This is a genomic window from Virgisporangium aurantiacum (assembly GCF_016863635.1).
Classification (GTDB): domain Bacteria; phylum Actinomycetota; class Actinomycetes; order Mycobacteriales; family Micromonosporaceae; genus Virgisporangium; species Virgisporangium aurantiacum.
In genome coordinates this window covers 13,366-34,005 of the sequence record NZ_BOPG01000009.1, presented here as the reverse complement: position 1 = coordinate 34,005, position 20,640 = coordinate 13,366, and the positions used below count along the sequence as shown (strand labels likewise).

The window sequence follows — 20,640 nt, the reverse complement described above, 5'->3', positions numbered from 1 at the left end:
AGAGGACGAACAGCCCCACGCCCCCGGGGAGGAGAGGACCGTGACGCTGCGCGCCCGGTTGACCGTCACCTTTCTCGGGGTGGTGCTCGGGCCGGTGCTGCTCGCTGCCGTGTTCGTCGGTATCACGGCGACCGAACTGGCGCGCGACCGGGCCGACGACCGCCTGGCCGCCGCCGCGAGCGCCGTCCGCGCCGAACTGGGTGCCCGCTGCGACCGGCTGGAGTCGGCCGCCACCGCCGCGGCACTGCTCGCGGCCGAGGGGCGCGCGCCGGTGGTCGCGGCGGGCGCGACGAGCATCGTGGTGGTCGACGCGAGCGGTGCGGTGACGGCGGTCGCCGGTCCACCCGCGCCGGCGGCCTGGGCCGACTGTGCCGCCGGTGGCGGCGGTGTCGGTGGCGGTGCGCCGGGCGTCGGCGGTGTCACCGCCTTCGGCGTCCGCGTCGAGCGGCGCGACCAGGCCGGCACGCTGCTCGGATACGCGCAGGCCACGGCGCCCGTCGACGACGCGCTGCTGCAGGCCCTCGCCGCGGCCGGCGGGGTCTCGGTCCGTGTCGGCGGTGCCGGTTCGACCGGCCTGAACCGTCATCTCGAACCCGGCGACGGCCAGCCGCTCGACCTCCTGATCAGCACCGCACCGACCTCGCTGAACCGCCTGTACGCGCTGCTCGGACTGGTGGTCGCCGCGGCCGCCGTGGTGGCGCTGGCCGCTGCCTGGTGGCTCGCCCGGTCGACCACCCGGCCGCTGGCCGACCTGGCCCACGCCGCCGAACGCGTCGCCGCCGGCGACCTCAACACCCGCGTGCTGCACGTCGGCCCGGACGAGATCGGCCGGCTCGGCGACACGTTCAACCGGATGACCCAGGAGATGCGCGGCTACGTCCGGGCCCTGACCGCCAGTCGCGACCAGTTGCGCAACCACCTCGCCCTGCTCGGCGACACCCTGAGCGGCACCCACGACGTCGCCCGGATCCTGCACGTCACGCTGCACTCGGCGCGGTCGGCGACCGGCGCGCAGGCCGGCGTGGTGCTGCTCCTGGACCCGGCGACCGGGATGCTGGTGGCGCAATGTGCGGTGGGTGCGGTGCCGGGGTCGCCGGCGCTGGCCGGGCTGCGGCTCGCGCCGGGCGAAGGACTGCTCGGCATGGTCGCCGACAACGGCGTGCCGGCCTGCGGCCGGTTCCCCGATCCGCGGTCCTCGCCGGCCGAACCCCGGGGCACCACGTTCGTCGCGGTGCCGGTGGCCGTCCCGGAGCCGGTGACGCCGATGGAGGAGGCCATGACCGAACCGCATCGTGGCGTCCTCGCGCTCTACGACCGCGTCGGCCCGGACGGTTTCGACGAGACGGACGTCTCCACTTTGACGACGTTCGCGGCGCAGGCGGCGATCGCGCTGGACAACGTGCGACTGCACGAGGAAGCCCAGCGGCTGTCGCTCACGGATCCGCTCACCGGCCTGTTCAACTACCGGTACCTGCGCGAATCGCTGCGCCGCGAGCTGGAACGGGCGGCCCGGTTCGGCCGCACGCTCGCGGTGGTGGCCCTCGATCTCGACCATTTCAAGGACGTCAACGACACCTACGGCCACGCCGTGGGCGACCTGGTGCTGGTCGAGATCGGCCGCCGGATCCGGGCGGTGACCCGGGAGGTCGACGTGGCGTTCCGGCGCGGTGGGGAGGAGTTCGTGGTGCTGCTGCCGGAGACCGACACGGCCGGCGGGTCGGCGCTGGCCCGCCGCCTGGCCACCGAGGTACGCGGCACGCCGGTGCGGGCCCGCGACCACATGATCAACGTCACGGTGTCGATCGGGGTGGCCGTGTACCCCGAGCACGGGGCAACCGGGCCCGCCGTGCTCGAGGCCGCGGACATCGCGCTCTACGCGGCGAAAGCGGCGGGACGGGACGCGTGCCGCACCGCCGACGCCCGCCGTCCACCCGGTCTGGCGATCCCCGCTCGGCGTCCGGAGGTGCCTGTCGGCGATCCAGCAGTACCGGTTACCGGTGTGTCCCGCGGTGTGCAACCGGCACAGCGGGTTCTCGGCGGTTAGCCTTTCGGGCATGCCACAGACCACGACCTCCGGCCGAGCAGTCAAGGCTGTCATCCCCGCCGCCGGTCTGGCCACCCGTTTCCTGCCGGCGACGAAGGCCGTCCCCAAGGAACTGCTGCCGGTCGTCGACCGTCCGGTGCTCCAGTACATCGTGGAGGAGGCCGCTGCTGCCGGGATCACCGACGTCCTGCTGGTCACCGGGCGGGGTAAGACCGCCATGGTCGACCACTTCGACCGCCGGCCAGACCTGGAACAACGTCTCGCCGAGAAGGGCGACGACGAGCGCCTGGCGGCGGTGAAACGTCCCAGTGAACTCGCGGCCATCCACTCCATCAGGCAGGGGGAGGCACTCGGCCTCGGGCACGCGGTGTCGTTCGCCGAGTCGCACGTGGGTGGCGGGGCGTTCGCCGTGCTGCTCGGCGACGAGTTCATGGACGACGCCACGCTGCTGAACGAGATGCTCGACCTGCAGGCCCGCACCGGCGGCATCGTGATCGCGCTGCTGGAGGTCGGTAAGGACGAGGTGAGCCGGTACGGGATCTGTTCGGTTTCCCGGGCCGAGGGCAATGCGGTGGAGATCACCGGCATGGTCGAGAAGCCGTCGCCGGAGGACGCGCCGAGCAACCTGGCGATCATCGGCCGGTACATCCTGCCGTTCGAGATTTTTGACGCGCTTCGCCGAATCGGCCCGGGCAGTGGCGGGGAGATCCAGCTGACCGACGCCATGGCGTTGATGCTCAAGGAGGGCGCACCCGTGCACGGCATCGTGTACGGCGGGGTGCGCTACGACACCGGCATGCCGCTCGGCTACCTCCAGACGGTGGTGGAACTGGCATGCCAACGGGCCGACATCGGGCCGGCCTTCAGACAGTGGCTGGTTGAGTTCGTCGGCAAGGAACTGTGACGGAGAACTGTTGACCTTGCTCGCCGAGACGCGCACGCCGCTCGTCAGTTACCTGGCGTCGGTTCTGCGCGCCGTACGGCCGCTGCCGCCGCTGGACCTCGAGCTCAACCAGGCGTACGGAAACGTCCTGGCCGAAGACGTGCGCTCACCCGGGCCGTTGCCCGCGTTCGACCACGCCGCGGCCGACGGCTACGCCGCCCGGCTCGACGACCTGCTCGACGCGTCCGGCCACCGGCCGGTGCGTCTCAACGTGATCGGCGACCTGGTCGCGTCGAGTTGGCGGCCGGTGCGGCTGACGCCCGGAACCTGCTTCTCGATCGCGGCCGGTGCCGCCCTGCCCGGCAACGCCGACATCGTGGTGCCCACGAACGACACCGACGGCGGCATGGCCGTGGTCGAGGTGTACCGGGCCGGTAAACGCGGCAGCGGCCTGCGTCGGGCCGGTGACGAGTTGCAGAGCGGGGAACTGCTGGCCCGCTCCGGCACCTACATCACGCCCGCGCTGGTGGCGATGCTGGCCGCCGCCGGAATCGGGCACCTGGTGGTGCGTCCGAGTCCGCGCGTGGTGCTGCTCGCCACCGGCGACGAACTCGTCGAGGTCGGCCGCACCAGCCAGCCCGGCCAGGTCGTCGACGCGAACTCGCACGCCCTGACGGCCGCCGCGGCCGAGGCCGGTGCGCTGGCATACCGCATCGGCATCTGCGACGACGACCCGGAGGGCCTGCGCGGCCTGCTGGAGGACCAGACGCTGCGGGCCGACCTGATCATCACGACCGGCGGGACCGGAACCGGCCCCGGCGACATGGTGCGCCGGATCCTGTCGCGCCGCGACGTCGAGTTCACCGACGTGTCGCTGTACCCGTCGGGCTCGCTGGGCTTCGGGACGGTCGGCGGCGCCGCCGGGGTGCCGGTGGTGTGCCTGCCGGGTGACCCGGGTGCGGCGCTGGTCGGGTTCGAGGTGCTCGCGCGTCCGATCATTCAGGTGCTGGCCGGCGCCGACCCGGTGTTCCGGCCCAGCGTGAAGGCGCACCTGCTGGAGACCGTCTCGTCGCCGGCCGGCCTGCGCGAGTTCCGGCCGGCGCACGTCGCCGAACGGCGGGGCGGCGGGTACACCGTGGCGCCGTTGGCCGGCGGCCCGTATACGCTGTCAGGATTGGCCAAGGCGAATGCCCTGATGGTGCTCGGCGAACGGGTGGTCACCGCCGCGGCCGGGTCCACGGTCGACGTTCTTCTGCTTGATCGACGGCGGTAAACGATGCTGTTTGGCGCGGGTGCGCCGGGGTGGCCGGTGGTGCTCACCGACGGTCCGGTGGTGCTCCGGCCGTACCGGCGCTCCGACGCGCAGCCCTGGGCCGACGTGCGCCGGCGCAACGAGAAGTGGCTGGCGCAGTGGGAGCCCACTCCGTACGGCTCGTGGCACGACCTGAACTCGCCCGGCTCCTTCCGCGCGGTCTACGCCGACCTGCGCCGGTCGGCGCGGCAGGGCGCGGCCATGCCGTTCGCGGTCTGCTACGTCGAGAACGGCGAGGAGCGGCTGGTCGGGCAGCTGACCCTGGGCAACATCGTGCGGCGGGCGTTCTGCTCGGCGTACGCGGGTTACTGGGTCGACGCGGCGGTCGCCGGTCGCGGCGTGATCCCGACGGCGCTGGCGCTGTCGGTCGACCACGCGTTCCGCGCCGGCGGGCTGCACCGCATCGAGGTGAACATCCGGCCGGAGAACAAGGCGTCGCGACGGGTGGTGGAGAAGCTCGGCTTCCGGGAGGAGGCCTACCACCCGCGCTACCTGCACATCGACGGCGCCTGGCGCGACCACATCGGCTACGCGATGACCACCGAGGACGTGTCGGCCGAAGGTGGCCTGCTGGCCCGCTGGCACCGGGTCCGCACACCCGCTTAGGGCCTTCGGTTATGCCCTGTTTGGGCGACTTTGAGCGGTTTCACATGCGCTTTGTTCCTTGACGATGCAACGGGTGCGCGTGGCGCGCCCGATTTGCGTCACCGGACCCTTAACCTCGGTGATCGTTGGGTTCATGCGCTGGCGGTGCGGGATCGCCGGCGCTCGGTTGAGAGGGGTGAGGGTGCCGACCTCGGTGCTCCTCGCCGTCCTTGCCGCGGCCGGCCTTCTCGCGCTCGCCCCGGCGCTCGTTCGCCGGTACGACGCCACGGAACGCCTGGTGGCGGAGCGGGCGATGTCGACGGCGCGGGTTCTGACCCGCGCCGGTTGGCAACATCCCCGACGCCGCCGCACAGTACCGGGCCGCCGCCCGATGAACCCACCCCGGGTCCTCGCCCGCCAGGTAGCCAGCGCAGCCGCGTTCGCCGCCGGTGCCGCGGTCTTCGCCGCCCTTCCGTCCCCGGTGCGGACTGGCGCCCGCCGTCCCGTTGCGGTTGCTTCTTCTGCTCGTTCTGCGTCTTCTATGCGTTCTGCGTCTTCTATGCGTTCTGCCTCTTCTGCGGGTGCCCGCCGTGCGGCCCGGTTGCGCACGATCCGCCGCCGCCGGCGGACCCTGCTTCTCCTCGTTCTGTTGACGGCCGTGTTCTCCGTGCTGGCTTGTCTTGCCGCCCCGGGCTTCTGGATCGGGGTCTCGGTGACGGGGTTCCTGCTGGTGGCGTTCGTGGTCAACCTGCGGAACCGTTCGCTGTTGGAGCAGCGGCACCGGCGGGCCGAGCAGCAGTACGAGGCGTGGGTCGAACGTCGGCAGGCCGCGGTGCGGCGCGAACAGGCCCGGCGGGCGGCCCAGCGGCGGGAACTGTTGGAGCGGCAGCTGGAGGCCCGCGAGGAGGCCCGCCGGCTGGGCCGCGACCTCGGCGGTGACACCGGCTGGCGCCGGGCCGTGAACGAGTGAGGGGGAACCCGTTCGCGGGGTGGCCGCAGGGCCTGTTAGCCTTGTTGCCGGTCCGCTGATCGTTGTGATGTGGGCTTTAGGGGCTGTGGCGCAGACCGGTAGCGCACCTCGTTCGCATCGAGGGGGTCAGGGGTTCAAATCCCCTCAGCTCCACATAATCGTGGCCCTGACCAGCAGAAACGCCGGTCAGGGCCTTAAGTTTGACTATGCGATTTTGAACCACCCCCCGAAAACCCCCCACAACGCCTGGGCGCGGCCACGTTCGTTCGGCCGGAATGGGTCTGTCCGCGCTGCGGGCCGTCAGGCGTTCATCCGTGCGTGTCTACGCGGCCCGGGACGGCCCACGGTCGCGGCGCTCGACCGCCGGTCGTCGGGCTCGCGCCGAGCTGTTCGAGGATGTGGGAGCTGTCGGGGGCGAGGGCGGGTTTGACGATGTAGTGCTTCTTGGTGATCTCCTTGCTGCCGTGCCCGAGCTGGGCGGCGGCGTCTTCGGTGTTGGCCTCGTTGTCGATGAGGGTGGCGACGGTCTTGCGGAAGGTGTGTGGGGTGACCCATTCGAGGTCGGTGTAAGCGCGGGCTTGGCGCCACTGGCGGCGCACGTTGTGTGGGGACAGCCAGGTGTCGCGTCGGGAGGCGAAGATCGCATCGTGGGGGTTGTCGGCGGCGGTGAGCTTGCGGGCCAGTAGCATCCCGACCGCGAACCGGGGCAGGATGACGGTTCGGTAGCCGGCGTCGCTCTTGGTCCAGTTCTGCCGGAAGAAGCCTTTGCCTTTGAGGTAGACGATGGTGCCGCAGATGGTCAGGGTCGGGTGTTCGGCGGCGAGGTCGGTGTCTTCCCACCGCACGGCCAGGATTTCACCGATTCGGGCGCCGGTGGGCGAGCATGAGGTCGACGACGTCGGCCAGGTCGCCGGTGTGCCGAGGTCCCGGCTTGCCCGGGGTGGGCTGTTGCCACTGGCGGATCGCCGCACGGACGCCTTCGAGGTTCTCGGGTTCGAGGGCGGGGTTCCAAAACCCGTCTCGTGCCCGATGAGCTGGTTGTTATGCGGCTCGTTCGTACTCGGTGATGAGACCTCCGAGGATTGGGCGGCGCTTGATCCGCTGGTTAGGTCAAGTCAACGGGCGGGCGGTCGGGTCGTGGCGGCTGGAGATCGAGGGATCGGTGCGGGCGTCGGCGGTTGTAGTGACGGACGTACTCGTCGAGTGTTCGGCGGAGGTGCTGCTCGCCGACGATGAGCAGGCGGTCGGTGACCTCGCTGCGTACGGTGCCGACGAATCGCTCCGCGTAGGCGTTCGCCTGTGGGCTGCGCGGTGGGATCTTGCAGACGGTGATGCCGGCGTCGGCGAGCACGGCGTCGAAGGTGTCGGTGAACTTGCCCGCTCGGTCCCGGATGAGGACCTTGAACTGGTCGGCGCGTCCGCCGAGCTCCATCAGCAAGTTCCTGGCTTGCTGGGCGGTCCATGCCCCGTCCGGGTTGGGAGAGACACCGAGGATGTGTACGTAGCGGCTGCCGACCTCGAGGACGAAGAACACGTACAGGCGCTGCAGCGTCAGGGCGCAGTCGACGTGGAAGAAGTCGCAGGCCAGCATGGTCGAGGCTTGGCTGGTCAGGAAGCGCCGCCACGTGGTGTGGTCGCGGCGCGCTGGTGCCGGCGGGATGCCCAGTCGTTTGAGGATCCGGCGGATGGTCGAGGCACTGATCCGGTGGCCGAGGCCGCGCAACAAGCCCTGGACGCGCTGGTAGCCCCAGCCGGGATTGTCCCGGGCCATCTGCTCGACCAGGTCGGCAACGGCCGGGTCGAGCGGCGGCCGGCCGGTCCGGTTCAGGAATGTCCAGTGCCGGGCGACCAGCCGGCGGTGCCAGGCCAGGATAGTGGCCGGGCTGACGAGCCGGTGCGCCATCAGGTGGCGGGGGAGCAGTCTGAGCAGGGCAGCGAGGCTCGCGCGGTCAGTCCCAGTCCAGCTGTGGCCTGGGACTGGTCCGACGCAGGATCGCGTTCTCGTGACGGAGGACCAGAATCTCGACATCCTTGGCCGAATTGCCGCGGGTGAGCAGCGCCAGCCATTCGGTGGTGCGGCGGAACGCGAGGTAGAGCAGGCGTAGCGACATGAGCAACGATCCTGCCGCAGGTCAGGCGCCGTGGACGCCGCTCGCCAGCTCAACGACGGTCCGACGGGTTATGACACCCCACAGGTCACCGGCGTGCTGCGGTTTGATGCCACACCCGGGAAGTGCTGTATCTGGTCAACCGGCCCGGCAACGCACCCAGCCACTGCATCGACCGAAGCACCGCACAAGGCCAGACCAGCCGGGAAATCCGCCGCTCTCCCAAGCGCTACCTCGCCCGCGACTCCTACCGACACATCATCCGCGCTATGAGTCGGTCTATGCATTCCAAATAGTGAACCAACATGGCGCTGTGCTGATCGGCGTCAAGGCTCCAAACAGATCATGACCTCTGATGGGTTGCGACCCCTTCACCTTCGTCATCGTCGCGATTCAGAGGCGCATAGGCGCTGTTCGGGTCCGAAACTTCGCTCGGCATGAGATCGTCTTCCTCGAGATCTATCCGCTGGATCTCGCCGCGACAATCCCTAAACTCGATCCATTTCAACATCGCCCACCCATCTGGTGCATCATTGCCCCGAATTGTCCTAGCTTGGGACGGCTGTCGCAAACGGGGCATCGTTCGCCTGGCTAATCTAAGTAGACCCCATTCAGCGAAGCCAGGCCCCGTCGGAGAGGCCATCGGTTGATCGGACCACGTCAACTCGTTTCGCGGGCTGTTTGAGTTAGTCGACGAACTGTCGGCAGGCAGTGAGATAAATGGAATAGGCCCATCTGAGGTCCCCTCGCGTTCGCGCCGCCGCTGTTGGCCACGGCTGCGCGTCGGGCGTTGCGCAACGTCAGCAACGAGCTGAGACCTTCGCTGCCGCGCTGTCGTAGCAGCGTGGTGAAGCCGGGACAGCCTGATCCCGGGAGGCGCCGGTGAGGGTGGGCAAGCGCCCTGACAACGACGGAATGTGCTGGTACTGCCAGACGGCACGGGTCCGGCAAGCGAGACGGGACGGTGTAAGTGAGGAACCGGCGTGTAGTGCCGCTCAAGAGTGCCACCAGTTCGAACCTGGCGGATATGGGCTGGAGTGCGGTGCGGACCTGCACCGCTTCGGTGCGGGGGACTCGTTGGTCGGCGGGTGGGGTCGGCTGGGAGGCCACGAGGAAGGTCTGCGGCGTACTCGTGGCGATGTCGCATACGTGCTCGGCGGCCTCACCGTACAAACCACAGCACTCTGCAACGCGGTCAGGCACTTGCCGGCGCGGTCCGCGCCTTCCGACATCGTTTCGAACGACACGCCGACCCCTGGCCCCTTGATCAACCTTCTGGTCGGCCGGAGACTCCTTACCCGGTCCCGGCCGACTGATCAACGCCGACAAGCCAGGCACCGCCGCGCCCAAATCCCGGCGATCCGATGAGCGCCGTCCCGACGTCATGAGCGCCGCGCCGACACGGTAAATGGGAACGGCGTCTCGCGTTCCCATTTACCGGCAGCGTCGCCGTCCCGCTCACGCCGAACGTCGGGCAACACCCGGCTGTACGTCGCTACGGCGAAGGTCTCGGCGGCGTCGACTCAATTGATCGAGGCACTCCACTGCACAGCGAGGTGGAAGCGGTTGACTTATCGGCGACGAGAATGGCCGGCTACGCGGCTGTAGGTCGATCAATGTTGTAAGGCCCCCAATCGCTGACGCTCACACTTCACGAAATCGAGCAGCACGCGATGCGACCGAATACGCAACAGGGTACGCTAAGTGCATGTCGCGCATCCAGACAGTTAACATAGGCGTACCTCGCCCAAACCCCGCCAAAAGCGTCGGCACCACCGCGATAGATCGTAGACCAATTGACGGACCGATCTACGTACGGGCCCCTGGCCCAAAGGGCACGGGTCTCGGCAGCGGAATCGTGGATGACACGGTCTTCGATTACGCGCATCACGGCGGTGACGATCAGGCTGTTTATGCCTACGCCAGAGAGGATCTTGATGCGTGGGAGTTGACTCTACAACGCGAACTCACATGTGGCATGTTTGGAGAAAACATTACCACTGTCGGCGTTGACCTGACCTACGCGGTGATCGGCCAGCGGTGGCGAGTAGGTGAACAGGTGATCCTTGAGGTCTCTGGCCCCCGAAAGCCTTGCGGCACCTTTGCCCATTGGATGAACGAGGACCGATGGGTTAAGCGGTTCATCGCCCACGGTGCACCCGGCGCCTTTCTTCGCGTCATCGAAGAGGGCGAAATCAAACCAGGCGACCGCGTCGAAGTAATTCATACACCGACGCACGATGTCACCATTGACCTAACGTTCCGCGCTCTTCTCGTCGATCCGGACCTCCTGTCGTCACTTCTTGAAGCCGATGCGCTACCCGAATCGATCAAGGAGCTCGCCCGAAGAAGAGCCAGAATCTCTTCGCGCTCGACTTGCTGAGGAGGTTTCGAAGTCCGCCGATCGGTTCGCTCCGCGGGTAAGCATGTTGGAATCAACGCCGCCTCCCGGTCAATGAGTGACTCCTTAGCCGCAGAGCCGTAACCACGGTAGCAACGTGGTCACATCCGGCCCATCGCGTCCTACCGCATCAGGCTAGGCCTGCGCCGACATATTTGGATTTCCTCCATCGCGCGAAAGTCACCGACTGCGCGGCATCAAGCTTGCTCACTCGACACCACGTACTGCGGGTACCTCGGGCGGAGGAAGCCGATAGCGATTCACGAAACGCGGATGCACCCACAAGTACCGATCACGAAGCCGAACACGCTCGAGGCCACCGAACGATGGGTCATTCTGCCGCAAGAACGCGTGAAGGGTGCGGAGGAGCGAACCATCCGCACGAACATCTCTTCCGTATTGAGAGGAAGAGGCAGCGTCGACCCGGCTCTGCAATCCCGGGACCTCGTTAAGTGAAGTCAGTGTCGACTCCATCGCTCGATCGACGGCATCCTTCGCAAGGCCGGACAAATCGATCTCCGGAATGAGAAAGCCCGCCGGTAGAAGCGACTTAATGACCATGGACGTCGCCTTGATCCATGGGGCGGCCTTAACAAGCCAATCCCTAGTCACTTCGATCTCGTAGAGTCCTCTACCACCGCCGCCATCGAGCACGTGAATAGGTAGGCGCGAATGCTCACACCATAGCGTTACCCGAACCTTGCATTTAGCGAATCCACCGCGCAAAAGCTTCGGCTCCAACACGGCGACGGTTATGAGTCTCGGGCCGTCCCGGGCCTCCTCATCAAGCGCGAGAATCAAGTTGGTATAGCGCTCCTCAGCTTGACTGAGCGCGCGCTGTGTCGAGAACTCTAAGTCACCCACGGCCTCCAGCGTTTGACGCCCCTGCGTTACTACGGCGCTCTGAAGTTCAGCCAGCCTCGGACCGATAACTGCATCTATAGCGTCGGCAAGGTCACTGCCACGGGACGTGGCTGGCTCGCTACCTTCTAACAGGGAGTCGATCTGGAGCCACGTACCGCAACGGGAGCATGGGAAAGCGGAGTGTCCGTGAGAGCGGCTAGCTACGAGGTGCTCGACATCAAACAGCCCAGCGCCGGGCGTCCGGTCTCCACATTCGTCCTGACACGGGACCATGATCCGTACGGCCAGGCCCTTCCAGAACTTCTCCACATGCCTGCGCACGTCCTCTGTGAGGCGATGCAACAAGAATTGCGGATAGGCCGCGCGGACCTCAACTGTGATCTTGTTGCCAGAAATCGTAAGCAGAGCCCGGCCGTTGTACTCGTCGTCGAGCACCATTCCGCCCTGCCAATGAATAGACCGTTCGAAGTCGTTCCGGCCAAGAGACAAGCTGTGCAAACGGACTATCAACTGGTACATTAGCCCTTCTGGTGCCGTTGGCTCGCCGCCTGCCGAGTCAACGACCTCACACACAAGTTTGCTTGCCTCAAGTTCGCGGCCATACTCTGTCCATTGCGTCATGCTGGGCATTTGCGGCGGAACCAACTGGGCCACCAGGCTTGACGGTCCTACCCCATCCGATCGATCCGGTATTCGATACGAAATATCGAATTTTTCCATCAATTGTAAGAATGCCGGATAGAGATGCGGCGGATACCGCTGCGAGCGGGACGCGTCGTTCCATAGACGAGGCAGCCTGCGATGCTGGAGGAGCCCATGGACGCGCGCCGTCTCCGGATCGTCCAAGACCAGGCTGATCGCGGTACTCAGCCAGTCTGGTTTCAGGATGACGACGTCTGAGAGACCAACATCCTCCGAGTAGTAGATCCAATACCCGAGTGCGCTTGCGATCCGCGCCATCGACCGTGCCTCGACTCGGGGAAGTCCGTGTTCGCCGGCGATCCGTTCGTAGGCCGGGTAGGTAAGATAGGGCGAACCACCCTCGTGAAGCGCATCGCGCAGCTGTTTCCAACTGCGTGGATACCAGCGCCCCACATGCGGCAACTGCTCGGCCGTCAACCCTACTGAGTGTCGGAGCTCATCGATACCGAGTCCTGTACGGCTATCGATGTAATGGAACCCGCTAATCATATCCCCAAACTGGTCCCGAAGGCTCCTTTCGTCGACATGGAGGTTGCGTTGGTCGTGTTCGGCATGCGTCGCGACTACGAGCACACGAACATCAGTCCCAGCGCGATGCCGAATTAGCCGGATCCAGTACTCAACGAAATTCCGTTCGGGACCCATGCGGGGATTCCACACAACCAGATAGACGGCAGGCGCCGTGAAGAAAAGCTGGTGCGTCGGCCGCAGAACGGCCTGACCGCCAAAATCCCATCCATTCAGGCTAATCGACACGCCCCGCACGGATACGACGAGTGGCTTGACCTCAATGCCGTGAGTCATAGTGCGATCAGGAATCCATTCCTCATCACGCAGAGTCGCCAGTAGGCTGCTCTTGCCAACGCCGCCTTCACCGACGAGAATCAGCTTCGCTTCGCGCATGAACTCGCCGTCTCGTTCCAGGTTTCGAAGAAACGCACGTAAGTCATCGGTGCTTTCCTCGTACGCGGCTCGCAATTCTGGTGCCAGCGGATTCCGTTCCAAATCTATATGGGCGCTCTCAAGTGCGGCCAACGAAAACGGAACTGTGGCCAGGCTATTTCGAGCCGCGTACAGATGGGTTAGCTCTGTTAAATTCCCGATACAGGCGGGCAGAATTGTAAGTAGATTTCCTTCGAGGTCGAGCTTGCGAAGTGACCCTAGATCACAGATCCAGGTTGGCAAGTAGGAAATTCGATTGTCACTCAAGTAGAGGGTCCGAATCGACCGCAGGGTTCGCAACGACTCCGGTACCGATTGCAAGTTGTTGCCACTGGCGTCCAGGCGTTCGAGAGCCGTGAAGTCGGCGAGCCAAGGGGGCAGTGTCGCGAGTTCGTTGTTGCTGAGATCCAGACTCGTAAGGCCGGAAAGACTTCGGACCTCCTCGGGCAGCTCGGTCAGCCCAAGTCCGGAGAGGATCAGTTCGGAGCTACGGTCCGCCGCCGCGCTGGCTATCCGATCGTTAACGGACACCATGTCAATCCCCTGCTGTAGATTGCTGCTATGCGACGACAATTCATGAGCATCAGACTCCGCGAACGTTTCCGATGACTACCGCGACCGACAGGCTCAAGCCGTATCGGGCGCCGCTGATTGCCGGCAGCGCCGACCAATTCGCAGGACTTAGTCTTCACGGGATCTCGACATTTCATGCACAACAACCTTCAGCGTACTGGCGGCGGCCGCAGGATCTTCGCCACTTAGATCAACAATCCGGCGTGTTGGTAGAAGATCACTCCCTATCTGCGGGGCGCTCGCTCCCGGCATGACTACGGTTAGCGAAATTGCGTCATGTCTCACGAGTTGTGAAAGAGCTGCCTCAACGTCAGCAACACTTCCGGCAGAAGCTTGGCCAGCATTCCCGATACAAATTGCAACGCAGCCGATCTCAGGCGCGGACCCTTCGAGGCTCAGCTGCCAGTAGCGTCCTGGCGCAACACTCCATTCGTCGAGCCACACTCGAAGGCCTTGCCGTTGCAGTTCAAGGGCAAAACCACGTGCCTGGTCCCGGTCATCTTCGGGAAATAGCAAGGCGACGTCATATCTTTGCTCAAACCGCGCATTCCTGTTCGCGGCGAAGATTCGCACTCGGTTTTCAATCCAGGCGATCACGGCGCCTTTGTCTTTAAACTCCCGCTCGGTCTGCCGGAATAGGCTCCAGAACTCACGTTCGAATATGCTCGCGGTATCGGGCTCCCGTATTGTGACGGTTGAGATTCGGCCCGCACGTGGTACACCCCGATTCCGTCGATCGGACCGGATTCGGACCTCATCCCCCCGCACCTCGAAGCATATGTTTATGGCCTCGGGTGATAGGCACAGCGTGTAATTGTCCTCCAATAGAAGTCGACGAAGACGCTCCAGTTGCTGCGCCAATTCAGCCTCGGTAAGCGGCATCTGGTAATAGTCCGGCGACGCCAGGTATTCCTCAAGAACGAAGCGGTCCACGATGTCGATTCGCTTGTGCGTCTGCAAATGGTCGAGCCACGTCTTCTCGCGATCCAGTGATCGTTCGGCGATGGCGTCGATGGCCTCGTCCGCGGCACCTTGAAGCTTATAGAACCGCTGGATTGCGTCTAGCGAGTGCGCTACCGGAGGAAGGTACGTAACGCACGATAGGATATTGGTCCTCGGATACGCAATTCGTCGCGAATCGCGGAGCCGCCTCGTTGCGTCTTCATTCTTTCCCCAAACCGCGGCCATCGTTGAAGCGACATCGTCGATCGACCGCTCAACCACTATCGGGCTGGCGAACGCGCTATCCCGACGGCGGGATTCGAAATAGGGAGATATCGTCGCGTTCAAGAACACGGCGACCTCGTCGTCTTGCGCCGTTACACCCCAGATCAAAGGGCGCATCTGCTCGACAAGTAGTGCAGCCGACCATCTCGGCTCAAGGTATAGCAGCGTCTCCGGATGTTGCAGATTGTTCGCGAGCGTCTCTTGAACGAGCGGCAAGCGGTCGTCTTCTACGTCAAGACAACTTAGGGCCACAAGTTGGTCGCATTGAATTGCGGAACGGTGGGTTTGTTCCCCCAGCCGCGCGGTGTCGTCCGCGAGTGCATCGTCTATTACTAAGAAAGCTACGGTCAACTCCGAGCCGGATGGTGGGTGGCTGATCAAGAACGTGGTACTGCTCATTGATCCTGGACGTGGCAGCTGATCGACTCTCAGGTGTGGATCGAGCATTTCGACCTCGCGCAGCCAGTCGGACAGGGATCTCTGAAGTTGATCCACCGAGAACGAGCGAAGATGACTAGTCACGTGCGGATCGGCTAGTGGCACCGACAGCAGTGCCAGCATGACTTCGCTTCTCATAGACGTCCACCCGTCATTCCCATGTTCCGCCTTGTCAATTTACGAGCCGGCTGCCTGCCTACACCAATCGGTATCGGGCGAGAGCCTCTCGTGTCTCCTCATCCTCTAGCAAGCCAACCTGGCGAAGAATCCGGATAGTCGGTTGTGCGCCGGACAGAATCGCGCTGTAAGTCGAGTCCATGTGCATTATTTCGCTCACGATCCGATATGGATCTGGAAAGTGGCTCGGAAATCGCTCCAGAATCGTGCGGAGTCCCAGCTCGTCCGGCGCCAGAAATGCATGTATGACTGCCGGCAACATCGGGCCGAACTTCTTGCGAAGCGGAACGGGGAGTTTCGGCCAAACATACTCAAAGAGCTGTTTGAAGTATGCATGATGGCGTCCCTCATCGGACGCGTGATCCCTCGCGAGGTCTCGCACTGCAGTTTGGACTTTGCGATCTTGAGGCAATCGCGTCAGCGTTCCGGTAATCAAGGTCTCGGACACGACAACGAAGAACAGCTTGATGAAGGGTTGAAAAGCGGGCAGGTTGTCGTGATACAACTGCCTCAGTTGTCCGAGGAATTGTGGATCCTGCGGCACGGGTGCGACGCGCGTCTCTTTCACGACTGCCGCTATTAGTGAGTGAGACATCTCAGCATGCCCGGCCTCATCCGTATATATCCGGAGCGCATCATCCTTCATCTTGGATGGCAGCCACGGAAGGAACTGAGGCGACCGCAGCATTACACAGACCTCGTTGACCGGCCCGGTTTCAAGGCGAACCGTGAACTCGAGATATGTATATAAGTTATATACTAGAATCTCTTTAATGATACCTGGGGGCGCGGCTGCGACTTCAGGATGGGTGAGCAGCGTGGACAATTCCGGGCTAAAGTACTGGAGATTCGGATCGAACGGCTCGACTCGATGTGGCTTGGATCGGACCCAAGCCTGGTCATCCCACATTTCGAAACGGGACTTATACCGATCATCGTAGGGACCTGCCATTCTTTCCTCACTGAGGTAGATTCGTGGCCAACGTCGGAGTGTCGGATGCTAAGTCACAACGCGTAGCATCCTGTTCTTACCTCAGAGTGGGCACATCTGCAAGCTCCCAACGCACTGACGGTGATCGTATGATTAGACACTTGAGAGTCCGCCTTGCGAAGCCGTGACGAACCGGTGAGCTGGTACAAGATCGGGTCGACGTTAGTTGAAGATCCAGAACGTGAATTGATCAAACGAACTGGAAGGCGTTGGTACGATCTTCGCGATGCTTGGCGGGGAGTATTCGCGGACTCTTTTCGTGTCCGCGATCAGAAGCGACCCGCTTCGATTTTGGCGGCCTTCTTTCTCACGCTACGCACGTTCGACGCGCTTCAGCCGCCAGGTACTTCTTCACCGTCCGCCCAGTTCAGGCGGGTCACACGAGCGATCTCGGAAACGCTGGCGCCAGCCTCGTGCAACCCCGGAACTGACGTACATCCAGCCACCGCTGCTCGTCCAACGCCCATCGCCAGCCGGCCCCAAGCCAACTCGATCATGGCCGGGGCAGCGTCACGCCCAGCACCTTACGTGGGACGGATAACCAATGCACGCTCTGCACGGTTCACCCGTGCTCAGCTCTGCACTCCAAGCCATACCCGGACAGGAATCCCGCGCGGACCTGGCGTTCGTTTGGCGCGTGGCGTTCTGGCTGATTACCAGGCTGGTCTTCACGCACCGCCGGGCACTCGCCATCGGCACAAGGGTTGGCCAGCGCGGCGGGGGTAAGCAACGGCGGTAGCTAGCCAGTTCACCCATCGGACAGACGGCGACGGATCAGCAGCCGCCAGTTGCGGCCGGTAGATCGGCAGGTGCGGTGATCGCCACCTATGCCCGTCGTATTCCACTCTCGCCGACGCAGCGGCGACCGGATCGGTGACTGTGCGGCCCGAGCCTCGGTTCCGGGAACTCGGCATCGGGCCCGGCCAGCTACAGGCAACTCCGCCGATGTCAGCACCGCCGCGCCCGCGCGCCGCAATGAGCCATCGTTGGTCCTACATGCCATTCCGAGCTGGACTACTGATCTGGGAGGCCAGTTGCAACGCGACGAGGGTGAGGTCGCCGCGGATCTGAAACCTAGCTTGGAGTTGGAGCTACTCGTTCAAGCTCGGATAGCCGTTGTTCAGGAGTCGCCGTGGGGTAATCACCGTCAAAGCATGCGCGACACAGTCGAGATTCCGGCTGCTCGGTTGCGCGGACCAATCCGTCCATCGAAACATGGCCAAGCGAGTCGGCTCCGACCGCTCGACGGACCCCATCTACATCCAGACCCGTCGAGATAAACTCGGCCTTCGAAGCCATGTCGATCCCGTAGAAACATGGCCACTTGATGGGAGGAGAGGAGATCCTCGCGTGAACCTCGATCGCTCCGGCGGCCCTAATCATCCTAACGATCGAGCGTAGAGTGTTCCCACGTATTAAGGAATCGTCAACGACCACCACACGCTTTCCTTGAATGATCTCGCGAATTGCATTTAGCTTGAGCCGTACACCTAATTGACGAATTGATTGTGTTGGCTGAATGAACGTGCGTCCAATGTAGGAGTTCTTTATGAGGCCGACGCTATATGGGATACCTGATTCTTGAGCGTAGCCGATTGCTGCAGGAATACCGGATTCTGGAACGCCAATCACGATATCGGCGTCGGCCGGGTGTTCCCGCGCTAAGGCCTGTCCAAGTGCGACGCGGCTTGCGTATACATTTCGGCCGGAGATGACCGAATCCGGTCGCGAGAAATAGACATACTCGACCAGGCAACCCCTCGGCTTCGGATTCGCAAACCGCAAAGAACGCAAACCATGGTCGTCTATTGCCAGGAGCTCACCAGGCTCAATCTCACGAACTGCACTCGCCCCTATCGTTTCCAACGCTGCTGTCTCGCTTGCAATCGCCCAGCCTCGTTCAAGACGGCCAAGAATGAGGGGTCGCACACCGTGGGCATCCCGCGCGGCGTAGAGGGTATCTTGGTCCATGAATACAAAGCTAAAGGCACCCTCCAACCTGGGAAGAAGCCGCATTGCTGCTTCGGTAACAGAGAGATCAGGATAGGCACTGAGCAACGCGGAAACGACCGCCGTATCAGTGGTCGAAATGGGGCCGCGATGTTGTGTCAGCCCGAGTGCCTCAACCTCACGCCGAAGCTGTGCCGTGTTGACTAGGTTACCGTTATGGGCGAGTGCTACGGATGCGCCGGCCGCTCCATCCAAGCCAGGAGGAGTTTCGCTTAACGTAGGTTGCGCGTTCTCCCACGATGAAGCGCCCGTGGTCGAGTACCGAGTGTGGCCGATTGCAATGTGACCGCGAAGGCCCGCTAGAATTTTCTCGTCGAAGACCTGAGCAACTAGCCCAACATCCTTGAAAACGAGGATTCCTTGTCCGTCGGAGACCGCGATGCCGGCGGCTTCCTGCCCACGATGCTGCAAGGCGTATAGCCCGAAGTAGGTTAACTTGGCGACATCCTCGTCGGGCGCCCAGACCCCGAAGACGCCGCAGTGATCCTGCGGTCGTCGATTGTCTGGATCCAGGTCCTGATTCAGATGTCCGTCGCCTCGGCGCACTACAGCTCCCAGCTGTCCTTGTCGCTCGCAATGTGTGGCCTGACCCCGTGGGTCAACAGTATACGTCTCACGGAACCCGGCTCCGTGTCCAGCCACGCCGAAGGCACTCACCGCTTCGAGTGAGACACATAGCGCGGGCGTCCGGCGGCGTCTGCGAAGTGGCCCAGTCTGGGACTGGGGGTTCCATACTCCACCGCCCGATCTGGTTGGTGCGGGCACCGAGCGAGGGCTACGACCCACTTCCGGAGACACATGCCCACCAGTGACCGTGATCCTGGCACGGCACGGCCCCATCGACACCCCCAGCTAGTGCTCTGACCGGAACGTTGAGGGTGTTGGGTCAGGCGACTGCTCGTGTGGCGGTTTGGCCCCAGCGGCGTTGGCGTTCGGAGCGGATGCGGGCGCGTTCGCGGCGTTGGGCTGCCAGGACGTCGGGGTGGCGGGCGCGGGTCAGGACGGTGTGGTTGGGGTGGTTCGACCCGGCGATGACGAACGCTCGGAGCGGCCCGAAGTTGGCCTCGATCGGGTTCGCCCACGAGCAGTAGGTCGGGGTGAAGCACAGTCGACCCGGTTGCGGGCCGCCCATGCCCTGATCGCCGCGCCTTTGTGCGCGGACAGGTTGTCCAGGATGACGTAGATCGGCGCGCCGTCCGGGCGAGCGGCGCGGATCGACTTGAGTGCCGCGAGGGTGTTCGCCGCTGATTTCTTACGGCGGACGATGCCCCACATGGTGTCGTCGCCGACGGAGTAGCAGCCGTGGAACTGCCGCACGCCGTGGAGCTTGTGGTAGTTCGCCGGCGGCCGGTCGGGCCGGTTCTTCGGTGTCCAGGCGGCGCCGGCGTACGGGCGGATGGTCAGCGGTCCGAACTCGTCGAAGGCGAACACCCGGTCCGGGAACCGCGAGGTCACCTCTTCGATGCGGGCGAGTTTCGCTTCCCGGTGCGGGTCGTTGGATTCCTTCCACGTCTTGGTTCGTTGGAAGCTGATCTCGTGCTTGTGCAGCAGTTCCCGCAGCCGTTCCCGGCTGACCTTGACCCGGCGCAGGCCGCGGTTGTGGGCCAGCCAGTCGACGAGTTTGCGCAGGCTCCAGCGGGTGAACGGCGCCCCCAACTTCTCGGGGCGGGTGGTGGCCGCCACGATGATGAACCGCTCATCGCTGTCACTGATCAGGCGGGGACGGCCACCCGCCCATCGAGGGTCCAGGCTGGCCAGGCCCGTCTCGTTAAACCGATGGATGACCTGACGGATCGTGTCCTCGTCGGCCTGGACCAGCCGAGCGATCGCCGCGACGGTGTTCCCACCGGCCGAGGCCAGCACCACCATCGCCCGCCGCAGGCGAATCGGCGACCCGGTTCCACGGCGGACGATCTGCTGTAGTCGCTGACCTTCATGATCACTCAGGCGACGCACCCGAACTGGTTCTGCCACCCCCACACCATCAACCGCCGCGACACCACGACCACGGACGCCGACCGGCGTGTCAACGAACCCGGCCAACGTTTCCGGTCAGAGCACTAGCCCGTCGCCAGTGTCGCGGTCGAAGCCAGGAGCAGCGTAGCTTGGCCTACGACGCTGCGGCACCGCCACGACCGTACACTGGCTGCCTGGCGGCGAGATGATACAGAACGTCGACCAGGGCCCGCGAGCCGGTGGTCATCGCCGACCAGAGCGGCCAGACTCGGCTCCTCCGACGGCGGACGGTGCCGGATCCGAGTCAGCGCACGCTCAGCGTCGGTGACCAGCGCACGCTCGATTAGGTCGCTGTCGTAGATCAGCACAACTGCGGTACGCCGATCTCGAGCCTCGATACGACTACGGGCCGCCGGAGGTCCAGAACCCCGCCGTGCCGGTGGCCCCCGATCCCCCC

General features: G+C 64.3%; 12 protein-coding genes, 1 tRNA gene and 2 pseudogenes. 7 read left to right on the top strand and 8 right to left on the bottom strand.

Going from position 1 to position 20,640, the window contains the following annotated elements; genetic code table 11:
• The first annotated feature begins 40 nt into the window (after nucleotides 1-40).
• The 6 genes from Vau01_RS05875 to Vau01_RS05850 all read left to right on the top strand — a co-directional run bounded on the left by Vau01_RS05875 (nucleotide 41) and on the right by Vau01_RS05850 (nucleotide 5,947).
• Nucleotides 41-2,044: a GGDEF domain-containing protein gene (locus tag Vau01_RS05875; RefSeq protein WP_239151343.1), complete on the top strand. Its 2,004-nt coding sequence runs from the start codon at nucleotides 41-43 to the stop codon at nucleotides 2,042-2,044.
• Between the two features lie 10 nt (nucleotides 2,045-2,054).
• Nucleotides 2,055-2,948, top strand: coding sequence for a UTP--glucose-1-phosphate uridylyltransferase (locus Vau01_RS05870; RefSeq protein ID WP_203988117.1), 894 nt, complete (start codon nucleotides 2,055-2,057; stop codon nucleotides 2,946-2,948).
• A 10-nt stretch (nucleotides 2,949-2,958) separates the two neighbouring features.
• A complete protein-coding gene (locus tag Vau01_RS05865; RefSeq protein WP_239151341.1) occupies nucleotides 2,959-4,200 on the top strand; it encodes a molybdopterin molybdotransferase MoeA in 1,242 nt (413 codons plus the stop codon).
• A gap of 3 nt (nucleotides 4,201-4,203) precedes the next feature.
• A complete protein-coding gene (locus Vau01_RS05860; RefSeq protein WP_203988115.1) occupies nucleotides 4,204-4,845 on the top strand; it encodes a GNAT family N-acetyltransferase in 642 nt (213 codons plus the stop codon).
• A gap of 181 nt (nucleotides 4,846-5,026) precedes the next feature.
• Entirely contained in the window at nucleotides 5,027-5,794 is a 768-nt protein-coding gene (gene sepX / locus Vau01_RS65165; protein ID WP_373320195.1) for a divisome protein SepX/GlpR, read from the top strand.
• Nucleotides 5,795-5,873: 79 nt separating this feature from the next.
• Nucleotides 5,874-5,947 (top strand) — tRNA-Ala (locus tag Vau01_RS05850).
• 155 nt (nucleotides 5,948-6,102) lie between these two features.
• Here the strand turns inward: Vau01_RS05850 and Vau01_RS05845 are convergent.
• The 3 genes and pseudogenes from Vau01_RS05845 to Vau01_RS63200 all read right to left on the bottom strand — a co-directional run.
• A pseudogene (locus Vau01_RS05845) lies at nucleotides 6,103-6,796 on the bottom strand (site-specific integrase); the annotation flags it as partial.
• A 103-nt stretch (nucleotides 6,797-6,899) separates the two neighbouring features.
• On the bottom strand, nucleotides 6,900-7,697 hold the full coding sequence (locus tag Vau01_RS63205) for an integrase core domain-containing protein (protein ID WP_275423919.1): 798 nt from the start codon (nucleotides 7,695-7,697) through the stop codon (nucleotides 6,900-6,902).
• Nucleotides 7,698-7,743: 46 nt separating this feature from the next.
• Nucleotides 7,744-7,905 (bottom strand): hypothetical protein, encoded by a 162-nt coding sequence (locus tag Vau01_RS63200; RefSeq protein WP_239151340.1) that lies wholly within the window; start codon nucleotides 7,903-7,905, stop codon nucleotides 7,744-7,746.
• Nucleotides 7,906-9,610: 1,705 nt separating this feature from the next.
• Between Vau01_RS63200 and Vau01_RS05835 the strand changes: the two genes are divergently transcribed.
• Nucleotides 9,611-10,285 carry an MOSC domain-containing protein gene (locus Vau01_RS05835; protein WP_203988112.1) on the top strand — a complete coding sequence of 225 codons (675 nt, stop codon included), beginning with the start codon at nucleotides 9,611-9,613 and terminating at the stop codon, nucleotides 10,283-10,285.
• Nucleotides 10,286-10,510: 225 nt separating this feature from the next.
• On the opposite strand, the gene Vau01_RS05830 is transcribed toward Vau01_RS05835, so the two are convergent.
• From Vau01_RS05830 to Vau01_RS05810, 5 genes and pseudogenes are all read right to left on the bottom strand, one after another.
• Nucleotides 10,511-13,345, bottom strand: a complete 2,835-nt coding sequence (locus Vau01_RS05830; protein ID WP_203988111.1) for a COR domain-containing protein — start codon at nucleotides 13,343-13,345, stop codon at nucleotides 10,511-10,513.
• Nucleotides 13,346-13,492: 147 nt separating this feature from the next.
• Entirely contained in the window at nucleotides 13,493-15,172 is a 1,680-nt protein-coding gene (locus Vau01_RS05825) for a toll/interleukin-1 receptor domain-containing protein (protein ID WP_203988110.1), read from the bottom strand.
• Between the two features lie 73 nt (nucleotides 15,173-15,245).
• Nucleotides 15,246-16,178: a diiron oxygenase gene (locus tag Vau01_RS05820; RefSeq protein ID WP_203988109.1), complete on the bottom strand. Its 933-nt coding sequence runs from the start codon at nucleotides 16,176-16,178 to the stop codon at nucleotides 15,246-15,248.
• A 1,113-nt stretch (nucleotides 16,179-17,291) separates the two neighbouring features.
• Nucleotides 17,292-18,773, bottom strand: a complete 1,482-nt coding sequence (gene purF / locus Vau01_RS05815; RefSeq protein ID WP_203988108.1) for an amidophosphoribosyltransferase — start codon at nucleotides 18,771-18,773, stop codon at nucleotides 17,292-17,294.
• Between the two features lie 340 nt (nucleotides 18,774-19,113).
• A pseudogene (locus Vau01_RS05810) lies at nucleotides 19,114-20,201 on the bottom strand (IS630 family transposase).
• Nucleotides 20,202-20,640: the final 439 nt, after the last annotated feature.